The following is a 22,866-nucleotide window of genomic DNA, read 5'->3' as shown; positions in this document are numbered from 1 at the left end:
GCCCCGGCCGGCCCGCTCCGGGGTCTCGCCCGGTCCCCCGGCGCCCCGCTCGGTACCCTGGCCCGCGTGAGGTTTCGAACAGGGACGGCCCTGACGCTGGTCGCGCTGCCGGTCGCCGGCTGCGGGGCGGGCTCCGCCGTCCGCGACCACGGGAAGGTGACCGAGGGGCGGATCGGCACGACCGTCCAGGTCGAGGTCGCCCCCGGCCAGCGCTTCTCCCTCGCGGTGGACGAGAACGCCTCCGTCGGGGACAGCTGGCGGATGGAGGCGCTGCCCGACGTGGCCGTGGCCTCGTTCATCAGCGACGAGTACGAGCACGAGGGCGAGCCCGGCACCACCGGCGGGGGCGGCACCCGCTACTTCGTCTTCAACGCCAAGCGCCCCGGCACGACCGCCGTCACCCTCTCCAACTGCTGGCGCTGCGCGGCGGACCGGGTCCCGGCCGACGAGCAGAGCCGCCGCCTCTCCGGCGCGGCGACCTTCCGGATCACCGTGCGCTGAGGCGTGCCAGTCTGGGAGGCATGAACCGACTGGCTGAGATCGACCTGTCCCGGAGACTGCACAAGAAGGAGGCGTCCGAGCGGCTCGACGCCGCGCTGCACCGCCTGCTGAGACTGCGCCTCATGCTCGGCGGCCAGATCGGGGACAAGCGCATCGGCCCGCCGCTCTGCGTCGTCTTCGAGGGCTGGGACGCCTCCGGCAAGGGCGGCGCGATCAAGCGGCTGGTCCGCCCGCTCGACCCGCGGCACGTGCGGGTCGCCCAGTTCGCGGCCCCGACCTACGACGAGAAGCGCCACCACTTCCTGTGGCGGTTCTGGCCCGTCCTGCCGGGCTGGGGCGGCATGGCGGTGCTCGACCGGTCCTGGTACGGGCGGGTGCTGGTGGAGCGGGTCGAGGGCTTCGCCACCGAGGACCAGTGGCGGCGGGCCTACGGCGAGATCGTGGAGTTCGAGCGGACCCTCGCCGCCGAGGGCATGATCCTCGTCAAGTTCTGGATGCACGTCTCGGAGGAGGAGCAGCTCCGGCGCTTCCAGGACCGGGCCGACGACCCGCTGCGCGCCTGGAAGCTCACCGCCGAGGACTGGCGCAACCGGGAGAAGCGCCCGCAGTACGAGATCGCGGTGGAGGAGATGCTGGAGCGCACCGACCACCCGGACGGGCCCTGGCACATCGTGCCCGGCGACGACAAGCGCCTGGCCCGGGTCACGGTGGTGGAGGCGGTGTGCGCGGCGGTCGAGGCCGAGCTGTCGGCCCGCGGCTACGACCTGAGCGACCCGGCCCCCGACTCGACCGACCAGGACTGACCAGGCGGAACGGGCGGTTGACGATGATTTTTCCTGCCACGACCAGGGGGGAGGGACAGTCCGGGGAAGGTGGCGGATGAGGCCGGGTTGCTCCGCGGAATGAGCGGGTAGGGCAGCCGATCCACGCCTACGGCCACCGAACGAGGAGAGGCGAATGACCTTCAATCCGTTGCAGGAGCGGGGAATCCCGCTCGACCGGCAGCTGCGCAACTGGCGTGAGCTGAACGTCAACCCGATCGACCCCGACCACTCCGATCCCTACACCCGGTGCCGCATCATCGCGATGAACGGCATCGAGGTCGAAGCGATCATGTTCAGCCACCACATGGCCCGGCACTGCCCGGATCCGCTGGTCAAGCAGCAGCTGGCCGAGGTCCGCTACATCGAGGCCCAGCAGCAGAAGGTCGTCAACTGGCTGCTGCCGGGACTGGCCTCGGTGCTGGAGACCACGCTCGCCTACGAGCAGGTCGCGGTGGACCTGACCGCCTGGGTCGCGCGGATGGAGCCGGACCCCTACCTCAAGCAGGCCTACCAGTTCGGCGTGCTGGAGGACTTCGACCACCTGTACCGCTACGCCAACCTGTTCGAGATGATCGAGCACCGCAAGGCGGAGAAGATCGTCGACGGGCTGACCGAGGTCATGCCCGGCCGCCCGACCTACCTGCACCACCGCCATCCGATCGACAACGTGCGCGCGCCGTACGACAGGAGCGTCACCGAGCCGATCTCGAAGCTGCACGCCCTGACGATCATGGCGGCCGAGCAGCAGACCATGAACTTCTACATGAACGTCGGCCCGACCTACATGGAGCCGATCGCCCGCCAGCTCTACCAGGAGATCGGGCTCATCGAGGAGGAGCACGTCACCCACTACGAGTCCCTGGTGGACCCGGGGGAGACGTGGTGGGAGATGCTGCTCAACCACGAGTACAACGAGTGCTACCTGTACCACTCGTTCATGGAGACCGAGTCCGACCCGAAGGTGAAGGCGGTCTGGGAGCTCCACCTCAACATGGAGCTGGAGCACCTGCGCATCGCCGCCGAGCTGTTCAAGCGGCACGACGGCCGCGACCCCGAGGCGGTCGTGGCCCCGTACCTGCCGGCCCCGGTGACCTTCGAGCCGAACAAGGAGTACGTGCGAGAGCTGCTGGCCACGCAGATCGACTACACCACGATCGGCACCGGCTACGTGCAGGAGATGCACGAGCGGTTCGAGAAGCTCCAGGCGTCCATCCACGGCGGGGAGAAGCCGCCGAGCGAGCTCGTCATCGACGAGAACCGCGCCAAGTCCGGCCGGGAGTACCGCCACCAGACGGAGGGCGAGCACCCGGTCGCCAGCCTCCGCGGCATCAGGTAGGCGCCGGTCGCGGGCGCCCGCCCGGCGCCCGCACACCGTACGGCCCGCACCCCTCTTCCCAGGGGTGCGGGCCGTACGGCGTGCGGGGCGGGCTCAGCCGTCCTTGCCCATCGCGTTGCGGATGGCGTCGCGGACCCGGTCCATCATCGCCACCGGGGTGCCGATCAGCAGGTTCTTGGTCGCCGACTCGACGCCGGGGTGGGGGTGGGTGGGGGCCATCGCCTCGGCGGCCTTCAGGCCGGCGGCCATCGCCCGGCGCTCGGTCTCGCTGGTGCGGGCGCGCAGCTGGGTGAACTCGTAGCGCTCCTCGCTCCTGGCGTGGGCGAGCACGGAGGCCCGCAGCACGGCCAGGTTCGTCATGAACCGGGAGTCCTCGGGACCCGCCTTGTCCATCTCCATCAGGAGCTTCTTGGCCTCGTGCTCCTCTGCCAGGCGGTCGTCCACCACCGCGTCCCCGCCCTCCAGCTTGCGGCGGGCGTAGGGGTGCACGATCTCCTCCTCGGCCGTCTCGTGCACGGCCAGCATCCGGACCAGCCGCTGGAACGCCTCGCCCCGTTCGGTGCCGGACGCCTTCTCGACCTCGTCGAACATGTCCCTGATCAGCGCGTGCTGCCGGATCAGCAGGTCGACGACGTCGTTCTCTTCCATCAGTTCGGGCACCGTCCGGTGCTCTGCCATGTCGTTCTCCCTTCGTGTACCGGTGGCCTACCCGTGTCCGCGGGCCGAAACCAGGCCGCTGCCGCACCCCTGCTCCGGGGCGTTTGCCCCGCGATGGGCGGGGCACCGGCGACGCATGGGAGAAGACGTGGAAGCAGGTGCGGGGCGAGACCCGGAGCAGGGGACGGGCACACCGTGGGCGGCGCGCTGCCACGGGGCGTTCAACGTTGCGTCGGGGGTGTGGCCGCTGGTGCACCTGCCGAGTTTCGAGAAGGTCTTCGGCCCGAAGGAGGACGACTGGCTGGTCCGCACGGTGGCCGGGCTGCTGGTCGGGGTGGGCTGGTCCCAGTTGCGGGGCGCGGCCACTCCGGAAGGCCGTGAGCACGCCCGGCGGGTGGGGATCGCCACGGCGGCGACCCTCCTGGCGATCGACCTGGTCTACGTGCCCAAGGGGCGCATCCGGGCCACCTACCTGCTCGACGCGGCGGCGGAGGCCGCGTGGATCCTGCTGTGGTCCCGCCGCCGCGCGGGCCGCGGGAGCACCGGCCGGAGTCCCGCCGGGCGGAGGTGAGCGCGGTGCGGGCGGGCGGCCGGCGGCCGGACACGGAAACCGGCACGGAAGCCGACGAAACCGGCGACATGGAAACCGGCGCGGAAGCCGACACGGAAACGGCGGAGGACGCTCGATCCCGTCCTCCGCCGCTTCCGTGTCCGGCACGTCAGCCCTTGAAGGCGTCCTTGATCTTCTTGCCGGCGTCCTTCACCTTCTCGCCCGCCTGCTTGATGTTCCCCTCGGCCTGGTCGGCCCGGCCCTCGGCGCGCAGGTCCTCGTCGCCGGTGGCGTATCCCACGTTCTCCTTGGCCCGGCCCTTGAGCTCCTCGGCCTTGTTGGAGATCTTGTCCTCGGTGCCCATGATCGTCCCTCCGTAGGTGCGTTCTCCGACGAGGACAGCCCCTATCCCCGCAGCCGCGGGGCAAACACCGCGGGCACCACTACAGGTCCAGTTCGGAGCGGCCGAACCGGTCGCGCAGGAAGCGGCCCTGGTCGCGCAGGGCCTGCTCGTCACCCCGGTGCACGGCGCGAGCGATCTCGCGGAGTGCGTCGTCCAGCAGGCCGAGCTGGGCCAGGAGCTCCTCGTGGGCGCTGCGCTCCCGGCCGTCCCGGCGTTCCAGCGCGTAGGCGCGGGGCAGGGCGGCGTAGGCGTCCAGGCTCGCCGGCAGGTAGTCGCGGATCGTCCGGGAGACGACGTGCAGGTGGTCGGGGGAGGCGGCCAGCGCCTCCGCCCGCTCCAGCATGCCCGCCAGCAGTCCGGCCAGGTCCTCCACGCGGGCCGTCACGTCGGCGGGGAACCGTCCGGGACCGGTCACCCGCCCGCGCAGCGCGTCCAGGTCGGCGCGGAGCGCGCCGGTCTCGGCCTCGGCGGGGGAGACGGCCGGCCGGGGCCGCTCGGGCGGGGCCAGCAGCGCGCCCACGCCGTACAGGCCGCCCACCACCAGCGGCCAGAGCGTGCCCGCCAGCCCGAGGAAGTGCGCCGCCAGGCCGGCCAGGGCGAGCGCGCAGCCGGCGATGTTCCGGGTGGAGCCGAGATAGCGCAGCACCCCGTCGCCGGAACCGGCCCGGCCCCTCCCGCGGCGGCGCCGGTCACTGGTAGCCACGGATCTCCTTGAAGGCCTCGGCCAGGGAGCCGTCGCGGGCGTCGAAGACGGCGCCCCCGGTCAGCGTCGCGACGCGTTCCATCTCCCCTGCGTCGCTCTCGCCGAACAGCACCACGAAGGTCCGCGCCCGCCGTCCCTGCGGGACCATCCGGTACAGCGACTCGAAGTCCTCGAAGGAGGCGCCGTCGGTGTTCTTCCCGTCGGTCATCAGCACGATCGAGGTGTAGTGGCCGGGATCGGCCCTGACGCTCTCCGCGTAGGCGGCCCGCAACCCGTCGTAGATCGCGGTGCCGCCGCTCGCCCGGAGTCCCTCGGCGTACCGCCCGATGTCCGCGAGCACCTGCTGCGGCGCGTTCTCGGGCAGGTGGAAGGTGCGCGTCTCGCCCACGCCCCCGCTGAACGGGATCATGGTCACGGTCTCGCGGGCGCGGAACCGGGAGAACGCCCCCGAGGCCGAGCGGTCGGCGCCGGTCAGCGTGACCAGGGCCCGGCGCAGCGCGTCGATCCGCTCGCCCTGCATCGAACCGGAGGTGTCCAGCACGAACAACGCGTGCGCCGGGGTCCGCATCTCGTCGAGGTAGGCGGTGATCAGCCCGTCGGCGGTGGCCCGGCGGTTGGGGAACGGCAGCTCCAGCAACGGCTCCGCGCCGAACTCCGGACCGGGCCGCACCCCGGGTACGGCGGGCCGCCGGTGGGTGCCGGTCATGATCTCGCGCTGCGTGTCCGGCGCGCGCAGCCAGGCGGCCAGCCTGCCGTACAGCTCCTTCTTCTCCGCCGGGGCGGAGGCCAGCAGGGTCAGCGGGTAGTCCGCGGTCACCACGCCGTCGGACGGGCGGACGAGGGTCAGGCCCTCCATGCCCAGCAGCACCGATTCGTAGTTGACGAGGCCGTCCACCCCGCCGCCTCGCGCGTAGGCCTCGGCCAGCCAGCCGGAGGAGCCCGAGGTGAGCTTCTGGGCGGCGAAGAACTCCTTGAGTCGCGGCGTCACCGCGGTGACCTGCTCGGCGGTCAGCGCCCCGGCCGCGCCCGACAGTCCGGCGGCCACGCCGACCAGCGCGGAGAAGCCGGAGTTGGACGAGGCCGGGTTGGTCATGCCGAAGGTGAAGCGCCCGTCGCGGGCGGCGGTGGCGATCTCCTCCCAGGTGGCTCTGCCGTCCGCCCAGCCGAGCTCGGCGGCCTTGGCGGTGCGCAGGCCGAGCAGCACCGGGGAGATCATGGTCCGCGTCTCGGTGGACAGCCGGGCCCGCGCGCCGTCGATCAGCGACAGGTAGCGGTTGGAGGAGAACCAGACGGCGTCGTACCGGCCGTCGGCGCCGCCGGACGCCACCTGCTCGGCCCCGTCCAGGGTGCCGGTGTAGGTGAGCTTCACCTTCACGCCGGACCGCTCCAGCAGCGGCTCCAGATCCGCCACCTCGCTGCCGGCCAGCACCCGCAGCACGTCCGGTCCGTCCTGCGGCTCGCCGCCGGCGCCGCACGCCGCCAGGCCGAGCACCAGCACCGCCGCCACCGCGGCGGCGACCGGCCGGCGCAGCAGCCCCGCCGTTCCCCGTGGCCTCCGTGTCCTGCCTGTCCTGCCTGCCCCGCGCGCGCTGCGGCGGGCGCCGCCGGGCGTCGCGCTCACCGGCCCGGCTCCGGCTGCTCGACGGCCCGCGAGGCCGCCCGCTCGACGTAGGTCCTGGCGTGCTCCAGCTCGACGGTCAGGCTCTCCACGGTGACGGCCATGTTCCGCACGGCCTGCGCGCGGAAGGAGTCGATCATGTCCATGGTGGCGTAGACGTCGTCGAACGCCCGGCGCAGCGTGTCCATGTCCACGGTGGTGGCGGCGGCCCGGTTCTGGATCGCGCCGGCCTGGGTGCGGAGCATCTCGCCGGTGGCCAGGATCAGGTCGCCGGTCATGGTGTTGAGCGCGGTGATCTGGTCCAGCACCAGCTTCTGGTTCGCCAGCGCCTGGGCCACGATCACCGCGGTGCGCAGCGCGGCGACCGTCGTGGTGGTCGCCCGGTCCACACCCTTGATCAGCTCCCGGTTGTTCTTGCGGACCAGGTCCAGAGCCAGGTAGCCCTGCACGGAGACGGCCAGCTGGGTGAGGATGTCCTGGTGCTTCTGCCGTACGGCGAACAGCGCGTCCGAGCGGAGCGCGGTCGCCCGCTCCGGGTCGGCCGCCTCCAGGTGGAGCAGGCGCTCCTCGATCGCGGCGTCGAGCGCGGCGGCCAGCACCGCGTACTCCTGCAGCCGGGTCATCGCCTCCCACAGGTTCGCCTTCTCGCCCTCGATCGCGGCGTTGTCCTTGAGCAGCTCGTCCTGTCCGGACTTCAGCGCCCGGACGATGTCATCGATGTGCCTCTGGGCGGAGGCGTACCCGGCGAAGTAGTCGCGGAGCCGGTCGCCGAACGGGATCAGCCCCAGCAGTCTGCGCGGCCCGCCCGCCGCCTGCTTCGGGTCGAGGTCCACCACGGTACGGCGCAGCTCCACCAGCCGTCCCGCCACCCGGGCCTGGGCGTCGGCGCCCTCGCCCCCGCCCGCGGACAGGGCCGCCACCGGCCGGCCGAGCATGCGGCCGGCCACCTGCGAGGCGGAGCGAATCTCGCCGTCGCCCATCGAGGCGATGTCGTCCACCCGGCGGGTGAAGTCCGGCGTACGGGGGTCCATCGAGGCCAGTTCCGCCGCGAAGTCACGGGCCTTGGCGGTCAGCTCGGCCCGGCGCTCCTCGGGCAGCGGCAGCATGTCCGCGGCCTGCTGCGCCGGGACGGCCGTCACCGGGGCGGGCGGGGTGAGCGTCAGGCCGTCCACCCCGGTTCCGGGTGGGGTGAGCGTCAGGCCGCTTCCGGCCGTGCCCGCGGCGTTTCCGGCGGTCCCGGCGTTCTCGGTGCTCCCCGTACTCTCTGTCACGGTCAGGACCCTCCCTCGGTCCGCGGTGCGGCGCCGCCGGCGTAGCGCCGTTCGATGCCGGTGATGAGCTGGTCCAGGTGCTCGTAGGCGGGCGGCTCGACCACGTCCACGAGGTTGCGCGCGACCGGCGCCCGGTGTTCGGCGACCAGGTCGGTGAACGCCTTGGGGTCGGCGGTGCGGAAGCCGTGCCGCGCGGCGAGGGCGCGCAGCTCGGGGTCCTCGGTCAGCAGCCGGCCGACCCGCTCCCCCTGCTCGCCGAGCGGCACCAGCGTGTGCTTGCTGAGCACGGTCGGCGCCGGGTACAGCAGCCGCATGTCGGAGGTGATCGACCCGTCGCCGGAGAACAGCCGGGAAAGGTACTGCGCCTCGTAGATCACGACCATCGGGGTCTTGCCCGACCCCATGACCAGGTAGTCCTGGAACGGCGCCTCGCTGGAGGCCTGCGAGTAACCCTGGTCGAGGAAGACCGGCGCCAGCTTCTCCGCCAGTCCGGGCACCTGCGCGGCGGAGTTGACCACGTCGTCGCCGTTGGCGACGTAGCTGGTCATCGCCAGGTACATGGCGGCGGAGTTGGAGGTCCGCACGTCGGTGGTGGTCAGCAGCACCCGCTTGCGCGCCGGATAGGCGGTGTTGCCGGGCAGCCGGTCCCAGCGGGTGCCCTCGGCGACCAGGTCGAGGTAGGCGGCGAGGTCGAGGACCTGGTGGCCCCGGCCGGAGTCGCGGACCAGCCCGGCGCGGGCCAGGACGCGGACGACCGGCTCGAAGGTGGCCACGGCCATGGGCGAGTGGAAGGGGGAGAAGACCCGGGTGACCTTCCGGTCCTTCCTGATCTTCTCCGCCGCGGGGAGGCTGGAGGGAAAGGCGAACGCGTAGCCGTCCAGGTCGGACTCCGTGGCGATCTGCCGTGACCCGGCGGTCTCCACCTCCACCCGCAGCCCGTGCTTCTCGAACGCCGCGCGCACCCGGGGGTCGTTGAAGAACGGCTCCTTCTCCGAGCCGATGACCCCCCGGACGACGACGGGCTCGCCGCCGCCGTTGCCGAGATGGACGGCGACCGCGACCACGGCGGCGAGCAGCAGTGCCAGGGCGATGCCGAGCGACCGCTTCATCGCACCCCATTTCATGGAAAACACTTTTGATGGGAATTATCTGGGGCGAATAAAAGAGGTGCGCGTGGGATATGGGGATGGTCGGCAGAATTAAGTGCCTGTTCATTTGCCCGTCATTCGAGAGGGTGGGGACGATGCGGTTGCGGGAGCGGCTCGGCAGGATGGACCGGCGGTTGTTCGCCGCCGTGGCGGGCGCGCGGCTCCCCGGCCTCGAACGCGTGGTTCCGGCCCTGTCACGCGCGGCGGACAACTCCCTGCTCTGGGCCGGCATCGCCGGGACACTGGCGGTCAGCGGCAGGCGCCCGCTGCGCCGGGCGGCGACCCGGGGCCTGCTCGCGGTCAGCCTGGCCAGCCCGCTGGTCAACCTGGTGGGCAAGCAGGCCTTCCGCCGGAACCGGCCGTCCCCGGACGGGCTCCCGCTCGCGCGGCTGGTCAGGATGCCGCTGTCCGCGTCGTTCCCCTCCGGCCACTCGGCCTCGGCCGCCGCGTTCGCCGCCGCCGTGGCCATGGAGGCGCCCCGGGCCGTCGCGGTCCCGGTCGGGCTGCTGGCCGCCGGGGTCTGCTTCTCCCGGGTCTACACCGGCGTGCACTATCCGGGGGACGTGCTGGCCGGGGCGGCCGTCGGGGTGGCGGCGGGAGTGCTCACCCTGCGGCTGTGGCCGGAGGCGGCCGAGGCGGGACGGGCCCGCGCCGCCGTCACCGCGCCTCCCGTCCGGCTCGACCCGGAAGGGGAGGGACTGGTCGCCGTGGTGGACGAGGGGGCCGGGCGCGGCGCGGGGGAGGAGGGTGGGGAGGCCGCGTTCGCCGGGGCGGAGGCCGGGACGAGGACGGCGGACGCGCTGCGCGCCGCGCTCCCGAGAGCCGAGATCTACGAGCCCGGCCCCGGGGACGACCTCGCACAGGTGGTGGGCGAGGCCGCCTCCCGCGCCAAGGTGCTCGCGGTGGCCGGGGGCGACGGCGTGGTGAGCCGGGTCGCCGGGCAGGCGCTGCGGACCGCCGTCCCGCTGCTGGTCGTGCCCTCGGGCGCGCCCGGTGACTTCGCCCGCGCGCTCGGGCTGCTGACCGTGGACGACGCCGTCGACGCCTACCGCTCCGGTGACCTGGTGACCGTCGACGTCGGGGAGGCCGCCGGACGGCCCTTCGTCGGCTCGGCGAGCATGGGCATCTACCCGGAGGTGCTGGCCCGCAGGCAGCGGCGGCAGGGCCGGATCGGCAAGTGGCCCGCGCTGCTGTGGGCGATGGCCGAGGTGCTCGGGCCGGGTGGCGCGCGCCCCGCCGACCTCGTCGTGGACGGCGTGCCGCGCCGGGTCTGGCTGGTCTTCGTGGGCAACTGCCGCCACCAGGTGCGCGGGGCGGCGCCCACCCGGCGCGAGCGGCTGGAGGACGGCCTGCTGGACGTGCGGATCCTGACCGCGGCCGGTCGGCTGCCGCGGGCGCGGGCCTTCCTCAGCGTCCTGACCGGCAGGTTCCGGCTGTCACGCCACTACCAGCAGTGGCAGGCCGACACGCTCCGAGTGTCCTCCCCCTCGGGCCGGGTGCGGCTCGCGTGCGACGGCGAGGTGTTCACCGTCTCCGGCGAGGTGGAGTTCGCCAAGCGACCCCGCTCGCTCCTGGTGTTCCGTCCCCTCGGCTGAGCGGCGCGACGCGTCCGGGCGGCGTCGCTCCGATGTCCGTACGGCCTCGGACCCCGAGCGTCCGGGCGGCCCGGTGGCCGTCGACCTCCGGTCCCGCCGTCCGGGCGGCCCGGGTTCCGGTGCCCGTACGGCCTCGGGCCGCCGTCCGGGCGGGAAAAGGGTTGACGCCTCCGGGTCCGCGACGTACCGTCGATGACGTCCTGTCGCCGTCATCTGGGGAGTCCGGTGGAGTTCTGAGGTTCGGACACCGCGCTGTGAGAGCCGCTCTGCGGCCCGGCGCGCACCTGACCTCAGTGGAGCCTCCCCGTCTCCGACGGCGCTTTTTTGTGGGCTCTTCCCTGCCGAGGCGTGCGTGCCCGCGGTGTCTCCCGTGTCCCCGAAGCCACGACACATTCCCGGGAGCCGCCCATGTCATCCTCCATCCCTTCCTCCATCGTCTGCGACCGCCTCTCGTTCGCCTGGCCGGACGGCACCGTCGTGCTGGACGGTCTCGACGCCGCCTTCCCGGCCGGCCGTACCGGCCTGATCGGCGTCAACGGGTCGGGCAAGTCCACCCTGCTCAAGCTCGTCGCGGGTGAGCTCGCCCCGCTCTCCGGGTCGGTCGCCGTCAACGGGGAGACCGGCCACCTGCCGCAGAACCTCACCCTGGCGGCCGGCCGTACCGTCTCCGACCTGCTCGGCATCACGGACCGGCGGAACGCGCTGCTGGCCGTCGAGCGCGGCGAGGTCGCCGAGCACGAACTGGCGGAGTACTTCGCGGTGATCGGCGACGACTGGGACGTCGAGGAGCGCGCCCGCGCCGAACTCGGCCGGCTCGGCCTCGGCCACGTCGGCCTCGACCGGACGGTCGCGACCCTGTCCGGCGGCGAGACCGTCATGGCGGGCCTGGCCGCGCTGCTGCTGCGCCGTCCCGAGGTGCTGCTGCTGGACGAACCGACCAACAACCTCGACCTGGACGCCCGGCACCGCCTGTACGCCGCGGTGGAGGCGTGGACCGGCGTGCTGGTGGTGGTCAGCCACGACCGGGCCCTGCTGGAGCTGGTGGACACCGTGGCCGACCTGTCCGGCGGCGCGGTCCGGATGTACGGCGGGAACCTGGCGGCCTACGAGGAGATGCTCGCCGCCGAGCGGGAGACCGCCGAGCGGATGGTCCGCACGGCCGGGGCCGACGTGCGGCGGCAGAAGCGCGAGTGGGAGGAGGCGCAGGTGAAGCTGGCCCGCCGGGTGCGCTACGGCAACACGATGTACGAGCGCAAACGCGAACCGAAGATCATCATGCAGGAGCGGAAGCGCCAGGCGCAGGTCGCGGCGGGCAAGCACCGCACGATGCACGCAGGCAAGCTCGCCGAGGCCCGCGACCGGCTCGGCGAGGCCGAGTCCGCGGTCCGCGACGACCCCGAGATCCGGATCGGGCTGCCGGAGACGGCGGTGCCCGCGGGCAAGACCGTGCTGACCGTGACCGGCCTGCGGACCGCGAGCGGGACGCTGGTGGAGGAGCTCGTCGTCCGGGGGCCGGAGCGCGTCGCGCTGACCGGCCCCAACGGGTCGGGCAAGACCACGCTCCTGCGCACGGTCGTCGGAGAGCTGGAACCGGTGGAGGGAGCCGTCGCGGTGGGCGTGCCCGGCGTGCGGTACCTGCCGCAGCGGCTCGACCTGCTGGACGACGGGCTCAGCGTGGTGGACAACGTCCGCAGGTTCGCGCCGTCGGCCACCGCCAACGAGGTCCGGGCCAGGCTGGCCCGCTTCCTGCTCCGGGGCGACCGGGCCGACCGGCCCGCCGCGACGCTCTCGGGGGGTGAGCGGTTCCGCGCCGTGCTCGCGGCGCTGCTCTCCGCCGAACCGCCGCCGCGGCTCCTGCTGCTGGACGAGCCGACCAACAACCTCGACCTGGCGAGCGTCCGGCAGCTCGCGCAGGCGCTGGGCGCCTACCGGGGGGCGCTGGTCGTGGCCAGCCATGACGAGCCGTTCCTGGAGTCCGTCGGGATCACCCGCCGACTGACCCTGGACCGGGCGGGCGCGCTGTCGGAGCAGCCGGCCTCCCCTGTCCGTGAGGAGGTTTGACGTGGGCTGATCAACCGGGCGATAGTGGGGCAGATGAGTCCCCTGGCTGCCCCCCGCACGCGCTCCCGCGCCGCGCTCGCCGCGACCGCCACCGCGGCCACCGCCCTGGCCCTGGCCGCCTGCACCTCCACCACCGGCGTCCGGCCCGTCGCAGGACAGGCCACCGCGAGCGGAGTGGTCGGATCGCTCGGCGCCCCGGCCGGCACCTCGTCCGGCGGCACCGCCGCGAGCGCCACGCCCTCCCCGTCCACCCTGACCGCGGAGGCCTACCGGGCCGAGCTGCAGCAGGCGCGGGGCCCGGTCCGGGACGCCCTCAGGAAGGTGGCCGACACCGGCGGGCTGAAGAACCTCGACAAGCGGATCGGCCAGGCCGCCACGGCGGTGAGCGAGGCGGCCTCCCGGCTGGAGACGCTGGCGGCCCCGCCCGAGCTGGCCGTCCAGCACGCCACCTACCTCGACGCGCTGCGCACGTTCGGCACGGCCCTCGACGGGGCGCGCCCGGACGTGCTGGCGCAGGAGACGTGCACCGGCCCCGCGGTGCTGACGAAGCTGGACCGCGCCGGCGACCTGGCCGACATGAAGGAGGCCGCCGCGGCGCTGACCGGTTACCCGGCCGACGTCGTCTCGGTGAAGGCCGCCAAACAGAAGACCCGCCGCCTGTCCAACGGGAAGATCATCCAGTCCGAGAGCCGTACCGGGCGGGGCTCGATGAAGGTGCACAACGGCGGCTCGCGCGACGCCGTCGTCGTGGTGATGCGCGGCAAGAAGAAGGCGTTCAGCCTCTACGTGCGCAAGAAGTCCAAGGCCACGGTCCCGGGCGTGCGCGACGGCAGCTACCGCGTCTTCTACACCACCGGCACCGACTGGGACTCCGGCGCCAAGGCGTTCACCCGCTCGTGCGGGTTCACCGAGTTCGGCAAGAGCGTGAAGTTCAGGACCACCAGCTCCGGCGGGTACATCCGCTGGAACAACTGGACGCTCACCCTGCACGCCGTCAAGGGCGGCACCGTCCGCTCCAAGCCGGTGGACCCGGACAAGTTCCCGAACTGACCGCCGCGGTTCTCCGGCGACCGCTCCGGCCGGGCCCGGCCGGAGCGGCGCGTGACCCCGCTCGGGTGCCCCTGGGCGCGTGATCCATCCGTACGCGAAGACGCCCGTGCGCGAAGAGGCCCGTACGCGAAGACGCCGGTACGCGAAGACCGCGACCTCTCCGAGGCCGCGGTCTCGTGTCATCCCCCCTGAGCCGATCGGGACCCGATCAGGACCCGATCAGGTGGAGAAGAGCATGCCCACCCAGCTGCGCTGGCGGTGGTGGCCGTAGTGGCCGCCGTAGTGCGGGGCCGGGGCTCCCCAGCCCGGGGCGCCGTGGGCCGGCGGCGGGGGCGGCGGGGCGGGGGCGGCGTGCTGCTGGGACCACTGACTCTCCATGCGGGTCAGCGTCTCGAGCTCGCCGTAGTCCAGGAAGATCCCGCGACAACCGTCGCACTGGTCGATGTGGACACCATTGCGCTCGTACGTGCGCATGTTGCCGCGACACTTCGGACACTGCATGTGGTCGATCTCCTTGCCTTGGCATCGGGTCGTCGTAACAACAACCTACTGCGTGTCAGCACTATGGCAGGCGCTCCGGAACCGGACAATCCTCTGGCAGGAGTCGATCAGCACCTGCTCCACCTCGTCCAACTCCCGCCCCGCCCGCCCGGCCGCCGCCACCGCCGCCGCCGCGAGCTGCACGGTGAGCGCCTGGGCCGGGAGGTCCAGCCGCTCCCACGGGTCGCCGCCGGCTCCCACGGCGCACCCGCCCGCGGCGCGGTAGGCCGCCAGGAAGCGGTGCCAGACCTCCGGCTCCAGCAGGCCGGCCGCGAACCAGGCCGCGGGCCGGGCCAGGTCCCAGGCCGGATCTCCGACTCCCAGGTCGTCGGCGTCGATCAGGATCCACTCGCCCCGGACGCGGACCATCTGCCCCAGGTGCCAGTCGCCGTGCGCCAGTGAGCACGGCCCGGCCGGGCGCTCCCCGGCGGCGTGCGGGAGACCGGGACCGGCCGGCCGTCCGTCCGGTCCGGGCAGCGCGGGCAGCCCGGGCAGGCAGTCGAAGGCGCGGCGCACGACGCGCTCGGCCGCGGAGGCGGCGGGACCGGAGGCCAGGCGGGCGACGGTCCTCCCGACCCGCGCGGGCCCGCCCGCGGGCGGCAGCGGCGGCAGCGCCCCGGCCGGTACGGCGTGCAACCCGGCCAGCAGCCGCGCCCCCGCCTCCCAGGGGGCCGCGTCCGGGTCCTCGGGATCCACCGGTGTACCGGCCGGCCAGACGGTGACCAGCCGGTCCCCGGCGGCCATGACCTCGCCCGTCACCGGCTCCAGGAGGATCCCGCGCAGTTCGGGACCGGCGACGGCCCGCATCCGCGCCTCCAGCGGCTCCCGTCCGGCTCCGGGGGCGTGCGCCTTGACCACCACGGACCCGGCCCGCACGATCACCACGTCCGGGCGGGTGGGCAGCACCACGGGGGGCGCGTCGCCGTACCGGAGGCCGATCCGGCTCAGTTCGTCGATCAGTTCGCCGCTCGCCCGCAGAGTCTCGTCCACCCCGCAAGTCTCGCCGATCCGGGAGGTTCCGCTCACTCGCAAGTCTCCCCTTCCGGGAGGTTCCGCCTATCTGGGAGGTTCCGCCCGCCCGGGGACATCGCCCATCCGGCGGACTGCTCCGCCCCGGGAGGCGGGCCGGGCTCCGCCCACCCCGCCCCGTCCTGCCGCGGCGGGCGCGTGAGCCGCAGGCGGGGCGCGTAAGGTGCTCGGCATGAGGATCGGATTCGCGGTGCCGGTGTCCGGGTCGTGGGCGACGCCCGCCAACATGGTCCGCATCGCCCGGCGGGCCGAGGAGCTCGGCTACCACGAGCTGTGGACCTTCCAGCGGCTGCTCTACCCGCAGGGCCACCCGATGGGCCCGGTCTACCGCAGCGTGCACGACCCGGTGGTCACGCTGGCCTACCTGGCGGGTGCGACCAGCCGCGTCCGGCTGGGCGTGGCGGTGCTGAACATGCCGTTCTTCTCGCCCGCGCTGCTGGCCAAGCAGCTCGCGAGCCTGCAGGCGGTCTCCGGCGGCCGGCTGGACGCCGGGCTGGGGCTGGGCTGGCTGCCGGAGGAGTTCGCCGCGTCCGGGACGCCGTTCGAGCGCAGGGGCGCACGCGGGGAGGAGTTCGTCGGCCTGCTGCGCAGGCTCTGGTCGGAGGAGACCGTGGCGCACGACGGCCGGTTCTACCGGCTGCCGCCGGTGCACCAGGCCCCCCGGCCCGACACGCCGCCGCCGATCCTGCTCGGCGGGAGCGCGGAGGTGGCGCTGCGGCGCGCGGGACGGCTCGCGGACGGCTGGATCAGCTCCAGCCGGGAGGACCTGTCCCGCATCGACGAGAAGATCGCCGTCGTCGGGGAGGCGGCCCGTGCCGCCGGACGCGACCCGGGGGCGCTGCGCTTCGTCACCCGGGGCGTCACCCGGATCCGGCCCGCCGGGGCCGCGGACCGCGCGCCGCTGAGCGGGTCGTTCGAGGAGATCCGCGAGGACGTGGCGGACCTGGCGGCCCGGGGTGTCACCGACGTCTTCCACGACCTGAACTTCGACCCGGAGATCGGCTCGCCCGACGCCGACCCGGAGGAGTCGATGCGCCGGGCCGAGGCCGCGCTGGAGGCCCTCGCCCCCTGACGGCGCGGTGCGCCGGTCACTATGGACCTGTCATCCTGGTTGTCTCCAGACAGGACCGAATATAGGACCGAAAAGCGGGTGACATCAGATCATGCTGGACGTGCGGAAGCCGATCGAGTGCTGGCTGTCGGACATGGACGGGGTGCTCGTCCACGAGGGTCACCCGGTGCCGGGGGCCGACGAGTTCATCCGCCGCCTGCGCGAGACGGGCCGCCGGTTCATGGTGCTCACCAACAACTCCATCTACACCCCGCGCGACCTGGCCGTACGGCTGCGCGCCGCGGGCCTGGAGATCCCGGCCGAGTCCATCTGGACCTCGGCGCTGGCCACCGCCCGGTTCCTCGCCGACCAGCGGCCCGGCGGCTCCGCCTACGTGGTCGGCGAGGCCGGGCTCACCACCGCCCTGCACGAGATCGGCTACGTCCTGACCGACCTCGACCCGGACTACGTGGTCCTGGGCGAGACCCGCACCTACAGCTTCACCCAGATAACGCGGGCGATCCGGCTGATCGAGGGCGGGGCCCGCTTCATCGCCACCAACCCCGACCCGGTCGGCCCCTCCATCGAGGGCTCCCTGCCCGCCTGCGGCGCGGTCGCGGCGATGATCACCAAGGCGACCGGCGTCGAGCCGTACTTCGTGGGCAAGCCGAACCCGATGATGATGCGCAGCGCGCTGCGGGCCATCGACGGGCACAGCGAGACCACCGCGATGATCGGCGACCGGATGGACACCGACATCGTCTCCGGCATGGAGGCCGGGCTCCACACCATCCTGGTGCTCACCGGGGTGATGGCCCGGGAGCAGATCGACCGCTACCCGTTCCGCCCGTCCCAGGTGGTGGAGTCGGTCGCCGACCTCATCGACGCGGTCGAGTGAGCTCCCGCGGCTGACCGCGGGGCGGCGGGAGGGCGGGGCCGCGCCGGGGCCGGACGGGCCGGCGGAGCGGGCCGGACGGGCGTGACCAGGAGGGATTCCGGGCGGCCTGGCTGGGAAGACCAGTGAGGTGACGATCGAGCGGACCGGGACGGGGAGCGGGACCGGGGACGGCGCCGGACCGCCCGCTGGAGTGCTGCCCGGCGGGGCGCTGCTGCAGGCGGTCTTCGCCGGGCTGGGCGAGGGCCTCTACCTCACCGACCGCGACGGGCGCATCAGCGCGGTCAACCCGCGGGCCGCCGAGCTGCTGGGCCGCCCGGCGGAGACGCTGCTGGGGGCGGACGCCCACGATCTGCTGCACCGGGCCGCCGACGGCTCGGTGATCCCCCGCTCGGCGTGCAGCCTGTGGCCGGTGCTGGAGCACGGTCTCGCCGTCCGGGGCGGGTGCGCCCGCTTCCTGTGCGGCGACGGGCACCTGCTGCCGGTGTCCTGGTCGGTCTCGCCGGTCCTGCGGGACGGCCGGATCCGCGCCGCGGCCGTGCTCTTCACCGACGCCACCGAGCACCTGGAGGCCGCCAGGCGCCGGGCCGACCGGCTGGCGGCGCTGGAACGGCTCGCCGACCGGCTGGCGGCGGCCACCGAGGCCGGCGCGATGCTGGCCCGGACGCCGGAGGCGGACGAGGCGCTGCGCCGGCTGGGCCGCCTGATCGTGCCGCGGCTGGCCGAATGGGCGGCGGTGGACCTGCGCACCGGCTCCGAGGAGCTCCGCCGGGTCGTGGTCGTCGCGCCCGAGGGCTACTCCGGAGACCCCGCCTGGGAGGGGCCGCTGCCGCCGGTCACCGACTCCTCCGGCGCGCCGCTGGCCCGCGTCCTGCGCGGCGGCGAGGCCCTGCTGCTCGGTCCCGACGACCTCGCCGCCTGCGACGACGAGCCGCTGGCGGCCGCCCACCGCGAGCTGGTCTCCGCCTTCGGCGCCACGTCGGTGATCATCGCACCGCTGCGCACGGCCCGGCGGACCCTGGGCGCGCTGACCGTGGCGCGCACCGACCCGGCCCGTCCCTTCGACGCCGCCGAGCTGGCGCTGGTCGAGGACCTCGGCCGGCGCGCCGGGCTGGCGGTGGACGGCGTCCTCCTGTCCGACCGGCAGCGCGAGGTCGCCGAGACCATGCAGCGCCATCTGCTGCCCCCGCTGCCGCAGGCGGGCCGGTTGGGCCTGGCGGCCCGCTACCGGCCGGCGCCGGAGGGCTCGGCGGCCGGAGGCGACTGGTACGACGTGCTGACGCTGGCCGACGGCGCGACCGCGCTGGTCGTCGGCGACGTGGCCGGCCACGACGTGCAGGCCGTCGCGCGGATGGCGCAGATGAGCAACATGCTGCGGTCCATCGCCTGGGACCGGGTGGAGCCTCCCAGCCTCATCGTGGACCGCCTGGAGAACGCGGTGCTCGCCGTCGGGGACCCCACCCTGGCCACCCTGGTCATGGCCCGGATCGAAGGCCCGGAGGAAGGCCCCTGGCAGCTGCACTGGACCAGCGCCGGCCACCCGCCGCCCCTGCTGGTCACCGAGGACGGCCGCGCCCGCTACCTGGAGTCTGCGCAGAACGTGCTGGTCGGAGCCGAGTGGCACGACGTCGGCGACCGCCACGACGCGATCGAGCCGCTGCCGGCGCGCAGCACCGTGCTGCTGTACACCGACGGTCTCGTCCACGCGCCGGGGACCGGACTGGACGCCGGCCTGGACCGGCTGCGCCGCCGCGCCGCGGCGCTGGCCCGCCGCTCGGTGGAGGGATTCTGCGACGAGCTGCTGGAGGGCGCGCCGCCCGGCGGCGTCGACGACATCGCCCTGCTCGCCCTGCGGGTGCCCGGTCCCGGTGAGGACGCATGACCGCCCCGTACGGCGGAGCCGCCCGCGCCGGGCACCGGCCCGGCGCCACGGTCCCGGCCGGTCCGGGGGACGCGGGCGGGGCGGGGCCGTGATGACGGAGGCACGGGACCCCGCCGAGGGGGCGGAGCACCTCCGGGAGGAGGACCGCAAGCGGCTGGGCGGCAGCCGCGTCGTGACGGACGACCAGGGGCCGGGCGAGTGGCGGGAGGCCGCCTCCCCTCCGGCTCCCACGGTCCTCATGGAGCCGGATTTCTCCGCCCTCGCCACCTCGGCCGCACTGGCCTGCGAGACCCCGATCGCGCTGGTCAGCGTGATCGGGACCGGCGACCGGCGGCTCACCGGCCGCGCCGGCGCCGGCACGGAGGCCCTGGACGAGCACGCGCTGTCGTTCTTCCCCTGCACCGTCCAGGGCCGCGAGCTGCTGGAGGTCCCCGACGCCCGCGACGACCCGCGCTTCCGCGACGATCCCGCGGTGACCGGGGAGCCGGGGGTGCGCTTCTACGCGGGGGTGCCGATGATCGGCCGGTCGGGGAACGTCCTGGGCGTGTTCTGCGTGATGGACCACCGCCCCCGCCGCCTCTCCGACGAGCAGCACCGGATCCTGCGCAGCCTGACGGCCGTCGCCACCGTGTTGCTGAAGACGTACCGCTACGCCCGCAAGTCCGACCAGATCATCCACGGCCTGCAGGACCTCAAGGACCAGTTCCTGCGCACCGTCAACCACGAGCTGCGCACCCCGCTGACCTCGATCCGCGGCTACCTGCAGCTGGTGCGGGAGGGCGGGCTGGACGAGGCCACCGAGCACCGCTTCCTGCAGGTGATCGAGCGCAACAGCGAGCACATCCTGGGACTGATCGACGAGCTGCTGCTGATGTCCAGCCTGAACGCCCGCACCGCTGTCTTCACCCCCGAACGGATCGACCTGGTCGCCGTCGTCCGCCGCGCGGTCGGCGACGCCGCCGCCGAGGCCGAGAGACGGGGCCACACCCTGCGGCTGGAGGCCCCGCCCTCGATGACGGCCTGGGCCGACGCCCGGCGGCTCCAGCACGCGCTGGACCACCTGCTGGAGAACGCGGTCAAGTACACCCCGGACGGCGGCACGATCGAGGTAACCGTGACCGCCGACCCCGCGCGCCGCATCCGGATCCGCGACACCGGGATCGGCATCCCGCCCGGCGAGGTGGAGCGGGTCTTCGAGGACTTCTACCGGACGCAGCAGGCCGAGGAGCTGACCGGCGGCACCGGGATGGGCCTGCCCCTCGTCGACAAGATCATCCAGCTGCACGGGGGCAGCATCCGCATCGACAGCGAGCCGGGGAAGGGCACCTCCGTACGCGTCACGCTGCCCGTCCCGCCCTCGGCTCCCTCTCCGGACTGACCGGCGGCCTGGATGCCTCCGCCGACCGGCCGGCGGCTCGGCGCGCCGCCCGGACCGGCCGGGGCGGGCCCGGGCAGCCAGAGATCAGGTCGGGCAGCCCGAGATCAGATCGGGCAGCCGGGTGACGGCGCCGGCGAGATAGTCGCCCAGCTCCCGGGGGACGAGGTTGAGGGCGCTGATCTCGCCGGGGTCGAGGGGGACCCGCACCACCTCGTAGACGCCGCGGGCGGGGTCGGCGAACTCCGGGCCGCAGCGCAGGGCGGGGTCCATGGAGACCAGGCGGCAGCCGTACACGTGCTGGAGCTTGACACCTTCCTCGCGCGGGCAGCGCAGGGTGGTCAGCGGGGTGACGGCCGAGACGGTGGCGCCGAGCTCCTCCAGGAGCTCGCGGTGGAGGGTGTGCTCCAGGGAGGCGTCCTCGGGCTCGACGTGGCCGCCGGGGGCGGACCAGTACAGCTCCTTGCCGGGCACGGTGCGCCGGAACAGCACGAGCCGGTCGTCGTCGAGGAGGACGGCGCGGACACTGGGAACGGGCGGCATCTTCCGGATTCTCGCATCCGCTCCCGCGGGGGTCTCCCCCGGGGAGTCGAACACCGGGACAAGGCCCGGTCGAAAGGCCCGCTCAGAAGCTCCGGTCAAACGGGCCCGGTCGAGGAGCCGGGTCGAGCGAGCCGGGTCGAGCGAACCCCCGCGGGAGGACGGCGCGGGCCGCGGACGTCGCGGCGGGGTCGAAAGGCGCCTCAGACGTCGCGGCGGAGCCGCTTGAGGTCGGAGCGGTGCTTCTTGGCGGCGATGCGGCGCTCGACGGCGCCCCTGCTCGGCTTGGTGGGGCGGCGCTTCTTCGGGGGCGGGGCGACGGCCTCGCGCAGGAGCTGCGCCAGGCGCATCTCGGCCGCCTCGCGGTTGCGCAGCTGGGAGCGGAACTCCGAGGCGGCGATGGTGACGACGCCGCCGGTCAGCCGGGAGGCGAGGCGCTCCAGTGCGCGGGTCTTGAGCAGCGGGGGGAGGGACTCGGTGGCGGCCAGGTCGAAGCTGAGCTCGACGCGGCTGTCGGTGGTGTTGACCCCCTGGCCGCCGGGGCCCGAGGAACGCGAGAAACGCCAGTGGAGCTCGGACTCGGGAACGGAGACCGAGCCGCTGATCTGAAGCGGACCGGGCATGGCGGACGACTCCTTCGGGCAGGGGGTGCGTGTCCAGCGTAGCGAGGGGGCACACCCGTCGATCAACCGGTTTATGCCCCGTTCGCCCCTTTCCCATCGGCCGATGGCCGCCCGCGCCGGTCTTGTGGCGCCCGGTTCCTTCCGCCACAGTGATGGCCGGTACGCAAGCCGTACATGTCGGTAGATGAGGGGCGAGGGCGCGTGGGTGCGATCGTGGGCGTGCACGGGATCGGGAAGTACCGGTACTACCGCGAGGCGGGGAACTCTGTCGCCGGGGCGGAGGCGGCGATGCGTGCCAAATGGGACCGCTACCTGCACCGGGGGCTCGCCGCCGGGGCGCCGCACGCGGGGGAGCGCTACGTCACCGAGATCGCCTACTACGCCCACCTGCTCGGCGAGCACAAGCAGGACGGAGACCCCCGCACGGTGCGGAGCATGGCGGCGGGGGAGCAGGAGGTGCTGGTCGCCTGGGCGCGTCAGCTCGACGCGGTCGGCGAGGGGCTGACCGGCGCGCTGCACCTGGTGGCGGGCTGGGTGCTGGAGCGCATGCCGGACCAGGCGGCGCGGTTCGCCGCGCTCTTCGCCCCCGAGGTGGCGGCCTATCTCGCGGCCGGGGGCGAGGCGAGGGCCGGTGCGCGGGCGGCGGTGGCCGAGGTGATCCGGCGCAACCGCCCGAAGGTGGTCATCGCGCACTCCCTCGGCAGCGTGGTGGCCTACGAGACGCTCTGGGCCCACCCCGACCTGGAGGTCGAGCTGCTGATCACCCTCGGCAGCCCGCTGGGCATGCGCGACGTGGTCTTCGAGCGCCTGCTGCCGGCCCCGGTGAACGGCCGGGGCGAGCGGCCCCGCCAGGTGCGGCGGTGGGTCAACATCGCCGACCGGCACGACATCGCCGCGATCCCGCCCGCCCTGCGGTCGTGCTTCACCGGGGTCGACCGGGAGGTCCTGGTCGACCTCGACCGGCTCGACTTCCACACCGTGGAGAAGTACCTGGGCTGCGGGGCGCTGGGCGAGCACCTGAGGCCGTACCTGTCCTGACGGTGGGGCCGCGGGTGCGGGTCCCCCTCCCGGTGGGGCCCGGCGCCCGTCCCGGCGGGAGTGTTCACCTTCCGGCAGGGAAGCGGGCCGCCCGCCGGCCCCGGGGCGTCCACCCCGGCGGGGAAGGCGCGCCCGGCCGTCCGACGGCTGTTCACCCCGCCTTGACGTGCAGGTCA

22 protein-coding genes are annotated in these 22,866 nt (G+C 73.9%); 12 read left to right on the top strand and 10 right to left on the bottom strand.

Annotation, left to right across the window (positions count from 1 at the left end):
• Positions 1–66 precede the first annotated feature (66 nt).
• From IEZ06_RS14290 to IEZ06_RS14280, 3 genes are all read left to right on the top strand, one after another.
• The gene (locus IEZ06_RS14290) at positions 67–501 is read left to right on the top strand and encodes a protease inhibitor I42 family protein (protein ID WP_189237161.1); all 435 of its coding nucleotides are present in this window, start codon (positions 67–69) and stop codon (positions 499–501) included.
• 20 nt (positions 502–521) lie between these two features.
• A complete protein-coding gene (locus IEZ06_RS14285) occupies positions 522–1,304 on the top strand; it encodes a polyphosphate kinase 2 family protein (RefSeq protein WP_189237160.1) in 783 nt (260 codons plus the stop codon).
• A gap of 154 nt (positions 1,305–1,458) precedes the next feature.
• Positions 1,459–2,661, top strand: a complete 1,203-nt coding sequence (locus IEZ06_RS14280; protein ID WP_189237159.1) for a hypothetical protein — start codon at positions 1,459–1,461, stop codon at positions 2,659–2,661.
• A 93-nt stretch (positions 2,662–2,754) separates the two neighbouring features.
• On the opposite strand, the gene IEZ06_RS14275 is transcribed toward IEZ06_RS14280, so the two are convergent.
• A complete protein-coding gene (locus IEZ06_RS14275; RefSeq protein ID WP_229798120.1) occupies positions 2,755–3,339 on the bottom strand; it encodes a hemerythrin domain-containing protein in 585 nt (194 codons plus the stop codon).
• Positions 3,340–3,466: 127 nt separating this feature from the next.
• On the opposite strand from IEZ06_RS14275, the gene IEZ06_RS14270 reads away from it, so the two are divergent.
• The gene (locus IEZ06_RS14270; protein WP_189237158.1) at positions 3,467–3,889 is read left to right on the top strand and encodes a hypothetical protein; all 423 of its coding nucleotides are present in this window, start codon (positions 3,467–3,469) and stop codon (positions 3,887–3,889) included.
• A 148-nt stretch (positions 3,890–4,037) separates the two neighbouring features.
• Here the strand turns inward: IEZ06_RS14270 and IEZ06_RS14265 are convergent, their stop codons facing one another.
• The 5 genes from IEZ06_RS14265 to IEZ06_RS14245 all read right to left on the bottom strand — a co-directional run bounded on the left by IEZ06_RS14265 (position 4,038) and on the right by IEZ06_RS14245 (position 8,987).
• Complete coding sequence (locus IEZ06_RS14265; protein WP_189237157.1) at positions 4,038–4,232, bottom strand: CsbD family protein; 195 nt, start codon at positions 4,230–4,232, stop codon at positions 4,038–4,040.
• Positions 4,233–4,311: 79 nt separating this feature from the next.
• Positions 4,312–4,974, bottom strand: a complete 663-nt coding sequence (locus IEZ06_RS14260) for a hypothetical protein (RefSeq protein WP_189237156.1) — start codon at positions 4,972–4,974, stop codon at positions 4,312–4,314.
• Complete coding sequence (locus IEZ06_RS14255) at positions 4,961–6,595, bottom strand: vWA domain-containing protein (protein WP_229798118.1); 1,635 nt, start codon at positions 6,593–6,595, stop codon at positions 4,961–4,963. Before IEZ06_RS14255 ends, IEZ06_RS14260 begins: the two co-directional genes overlap by 14 nt.
• A complete protein-coding gene (locus IEZ06_RS14250) occupies positions 6,592–7,863 on the bottom strand; it encodes a toxic anion resistance protein (protein ID WP_229798116.1) in 1,272 nt (423 codons plus the stop codon). Before IEZ06_RS14250 ends, IEZ06_RS14255 begins: the two co-directional genes overlap by 4 nt.
• Positions 7,864–7,865: 2 nt before the next feature.
• Entirely contained in the window at positions 7,866–8,987 is a 1,122-nt protein-coding gene (locus IEZ06_RS14245; RefSeq protein ID WP_229798114.1) for a hypothetical protein, read from the bottom strand.
• A gap of 119 nt (positions 8,988–9,106) precedes the next feature.
• Between IEZ06_RS14245 and IEZ06_RS14240 the strand changes: the two genes are divergently transcribed.
• From IEZ06_RS14240 to IEZ06_RS14230, 3 genes are all read left to right on the top strand, one after another.
• A complete protein-coding gene (locus IEZ06_RS14240; RefSeq protein ID WP_189237155.1) occupies positions 9,107–10,606 on the top strand; it encodes a bifunctional phosphatase PAP2/diacylglycerol kinase family protein in 1,500 nt (499 codons plus the stop codon).
• A 408-nt stretch (positions 10,607–11,014) separates the two neighbouring features.
• Positions 11,015–12,667, top strand: a complete 1,653-nt coding sequence (locus IEZ06_RS14235; protein WP_203871952.1) for an ABC-F family ATP-binding cassette domain-containing protein — start codon at positions 11,015–11,017, stop codon at positions 12,665–12,667.
• A gap of 33 nt (positions 12,668–12,700) precedes the next feature.
• Positions 12,701–13,717, top strand: a complete 1,017-nt coding sequence (locus IEZ06_RS14230; protein ID WP_189237154.1) for a hypothetical protein — start codon at positions 12,701–12,703, stop codon at positions 13,715–13,717.
• Between the two features lie 219 nt (positions 13,718–13,936).
• On the opposite strand, the gene IEZ06_RS14225 is transcribed toward IEZ06_RS14230, so the two are convergent.
• Together IEZ06_RS14225 and IEZ06_RS14220 are read right to left on the bottom strand one after the other, a co-directional pair.
• Positions 13,937–14,218 carry a TFIIB-type zinc ribbon-containing protein gene (locus IEZ06_RS14225; RefSeq protein WP_068893987.1) on the bottom strand — a complete coding sequence of 94 codons (282 nt, stop codon included), beginning with the start codon at positions 14,216–14,218 and terminating at the stop codon, positions 13,937–13,939.
• A 45-nt stretch (positions 14,219–14,263) separates the two neighbouring features.
• A complete protein-coding gene (locus IEZ06_RS14220; RefSeq protein ID WP_229798112.1) occupies positions 14,264–15,247 on the bottom strand; it encodes a phosphotransferase in 984 nt (327 codons plus the stop codon).
• A 211-nt stretch (positions 15,248–15,458) separates the two neighbouring features.
• On the opposite strand from IEZ06_RS14220, the gene IEZ06_RS14215 reads away from it, so the two are divergent.
• From IEZ06_RS14215 to IEZ06_RS14200, 4 genes are all read left to right on the top strand, one after another.
• Positions 15,459–16,358, top strand: a complete 900-nt coding sequence (locus IEZ06_RS14215; RefSeq protein ID WP_189237153.1) for a TIGR03619 family F420-dependent LLM class oxidoreductase — start codon at positions 15,459–15,461, stop codon at positions 16,356–16,358.
• 91 nt (positions 16,359–16,449) lie between these two features.
• Entirely contained in the window at positions 16,450–17,235 is a 786-nt protein-coding gene (locus tag IEZ06_RS14210; protein WP_203871953.1) for an HAD-IIA family hydrolase, read from the top strand.
• 127 nt (positions 17,236–17,362) lie between these two features.
• Positions 17,363–19,114, top strand: coding sequence for a SpoIIE family protein phosphatase (locus tag IEZ06_RS14205; RefSeq protein WP_189237152.1), 1,752 nt, complete (start codon positions 17,363–17,365; stop codon positions 19,112–19,114).
• Between the two features lie 91 nt (positions 19,115–19,205).
• Positions 19,206–20,492, top strand: a complete 1,287-nt coding sequence (locus IEZ06_RS14200; RefSeq protein WP_189237151.1) for a GAF domain-containing sensor histidine kinase — start codon at positions 19,206–19,208, stop codon at positions 20,490–20,492.
• 84 nt (positions 20,493–20,576) lie between these two features.
• On the opposite strand, the gene IEZ06_RS14195 is transcribed toward IEZ06_RS14200, so the two are convergent.
• A complete protein-coding gene (locus IEZ06_RS14195; protein WP_189237150.1) occupies positions 20,577–21,032 on the bottom strand; it encodes an NUDIX hydrolase in 456 nt (151 codons plus the stop codon).
• A gap of 200 nt (positions 21,033–21,232) precedes the next feature.
• Complete coding sequence (gene arfB, locus IEZ06_RS14190) at positions 21,233–21,652, bottom strand: alternative ribosome rescue aminoacyl-tRNA hydrolase ArfB (RefSeq protein ID WP_189237149.1); 420 nt, start codon at positions 21,650–21,652, stop codon at positions 21,233–21,235.
• A gap of 201 nt (positions 21,653–21,853) precedes the next feature.
• Between arfB and IEZ06_RS14185 the strand changes: the two genes are divergently transcribed.
• Positions 21,854–22,690: a hypothetical protein gene (locus IEZ06_RS14185; RefSeq protein ID WP_189237148.1), complete on the top strand. Its 837-nt coding sequence runs from the start codon at positions 21,854–21,856 to the stop codon at positions 22,688–22,690.
• The last annotated feature ends 176 nt before the right edge of the window (positions 22,691–22,866 follow it).

It is taken from the genome of Planomonospora antibiotica (assembly GCF_014647955.1).
GTDB classification, from domain to species: Bacteria; Actinomycetota; Actinomycetes; order Streptosporangiales; family Streptosporangiaceae; genus Planomonospora; species Planomonospora parontospora.
The sequence above is the reverse complement of the archived record's forward strand: the minus strand, read 5'-3'. Positions and strand labels throughout refer to the sequence as shown.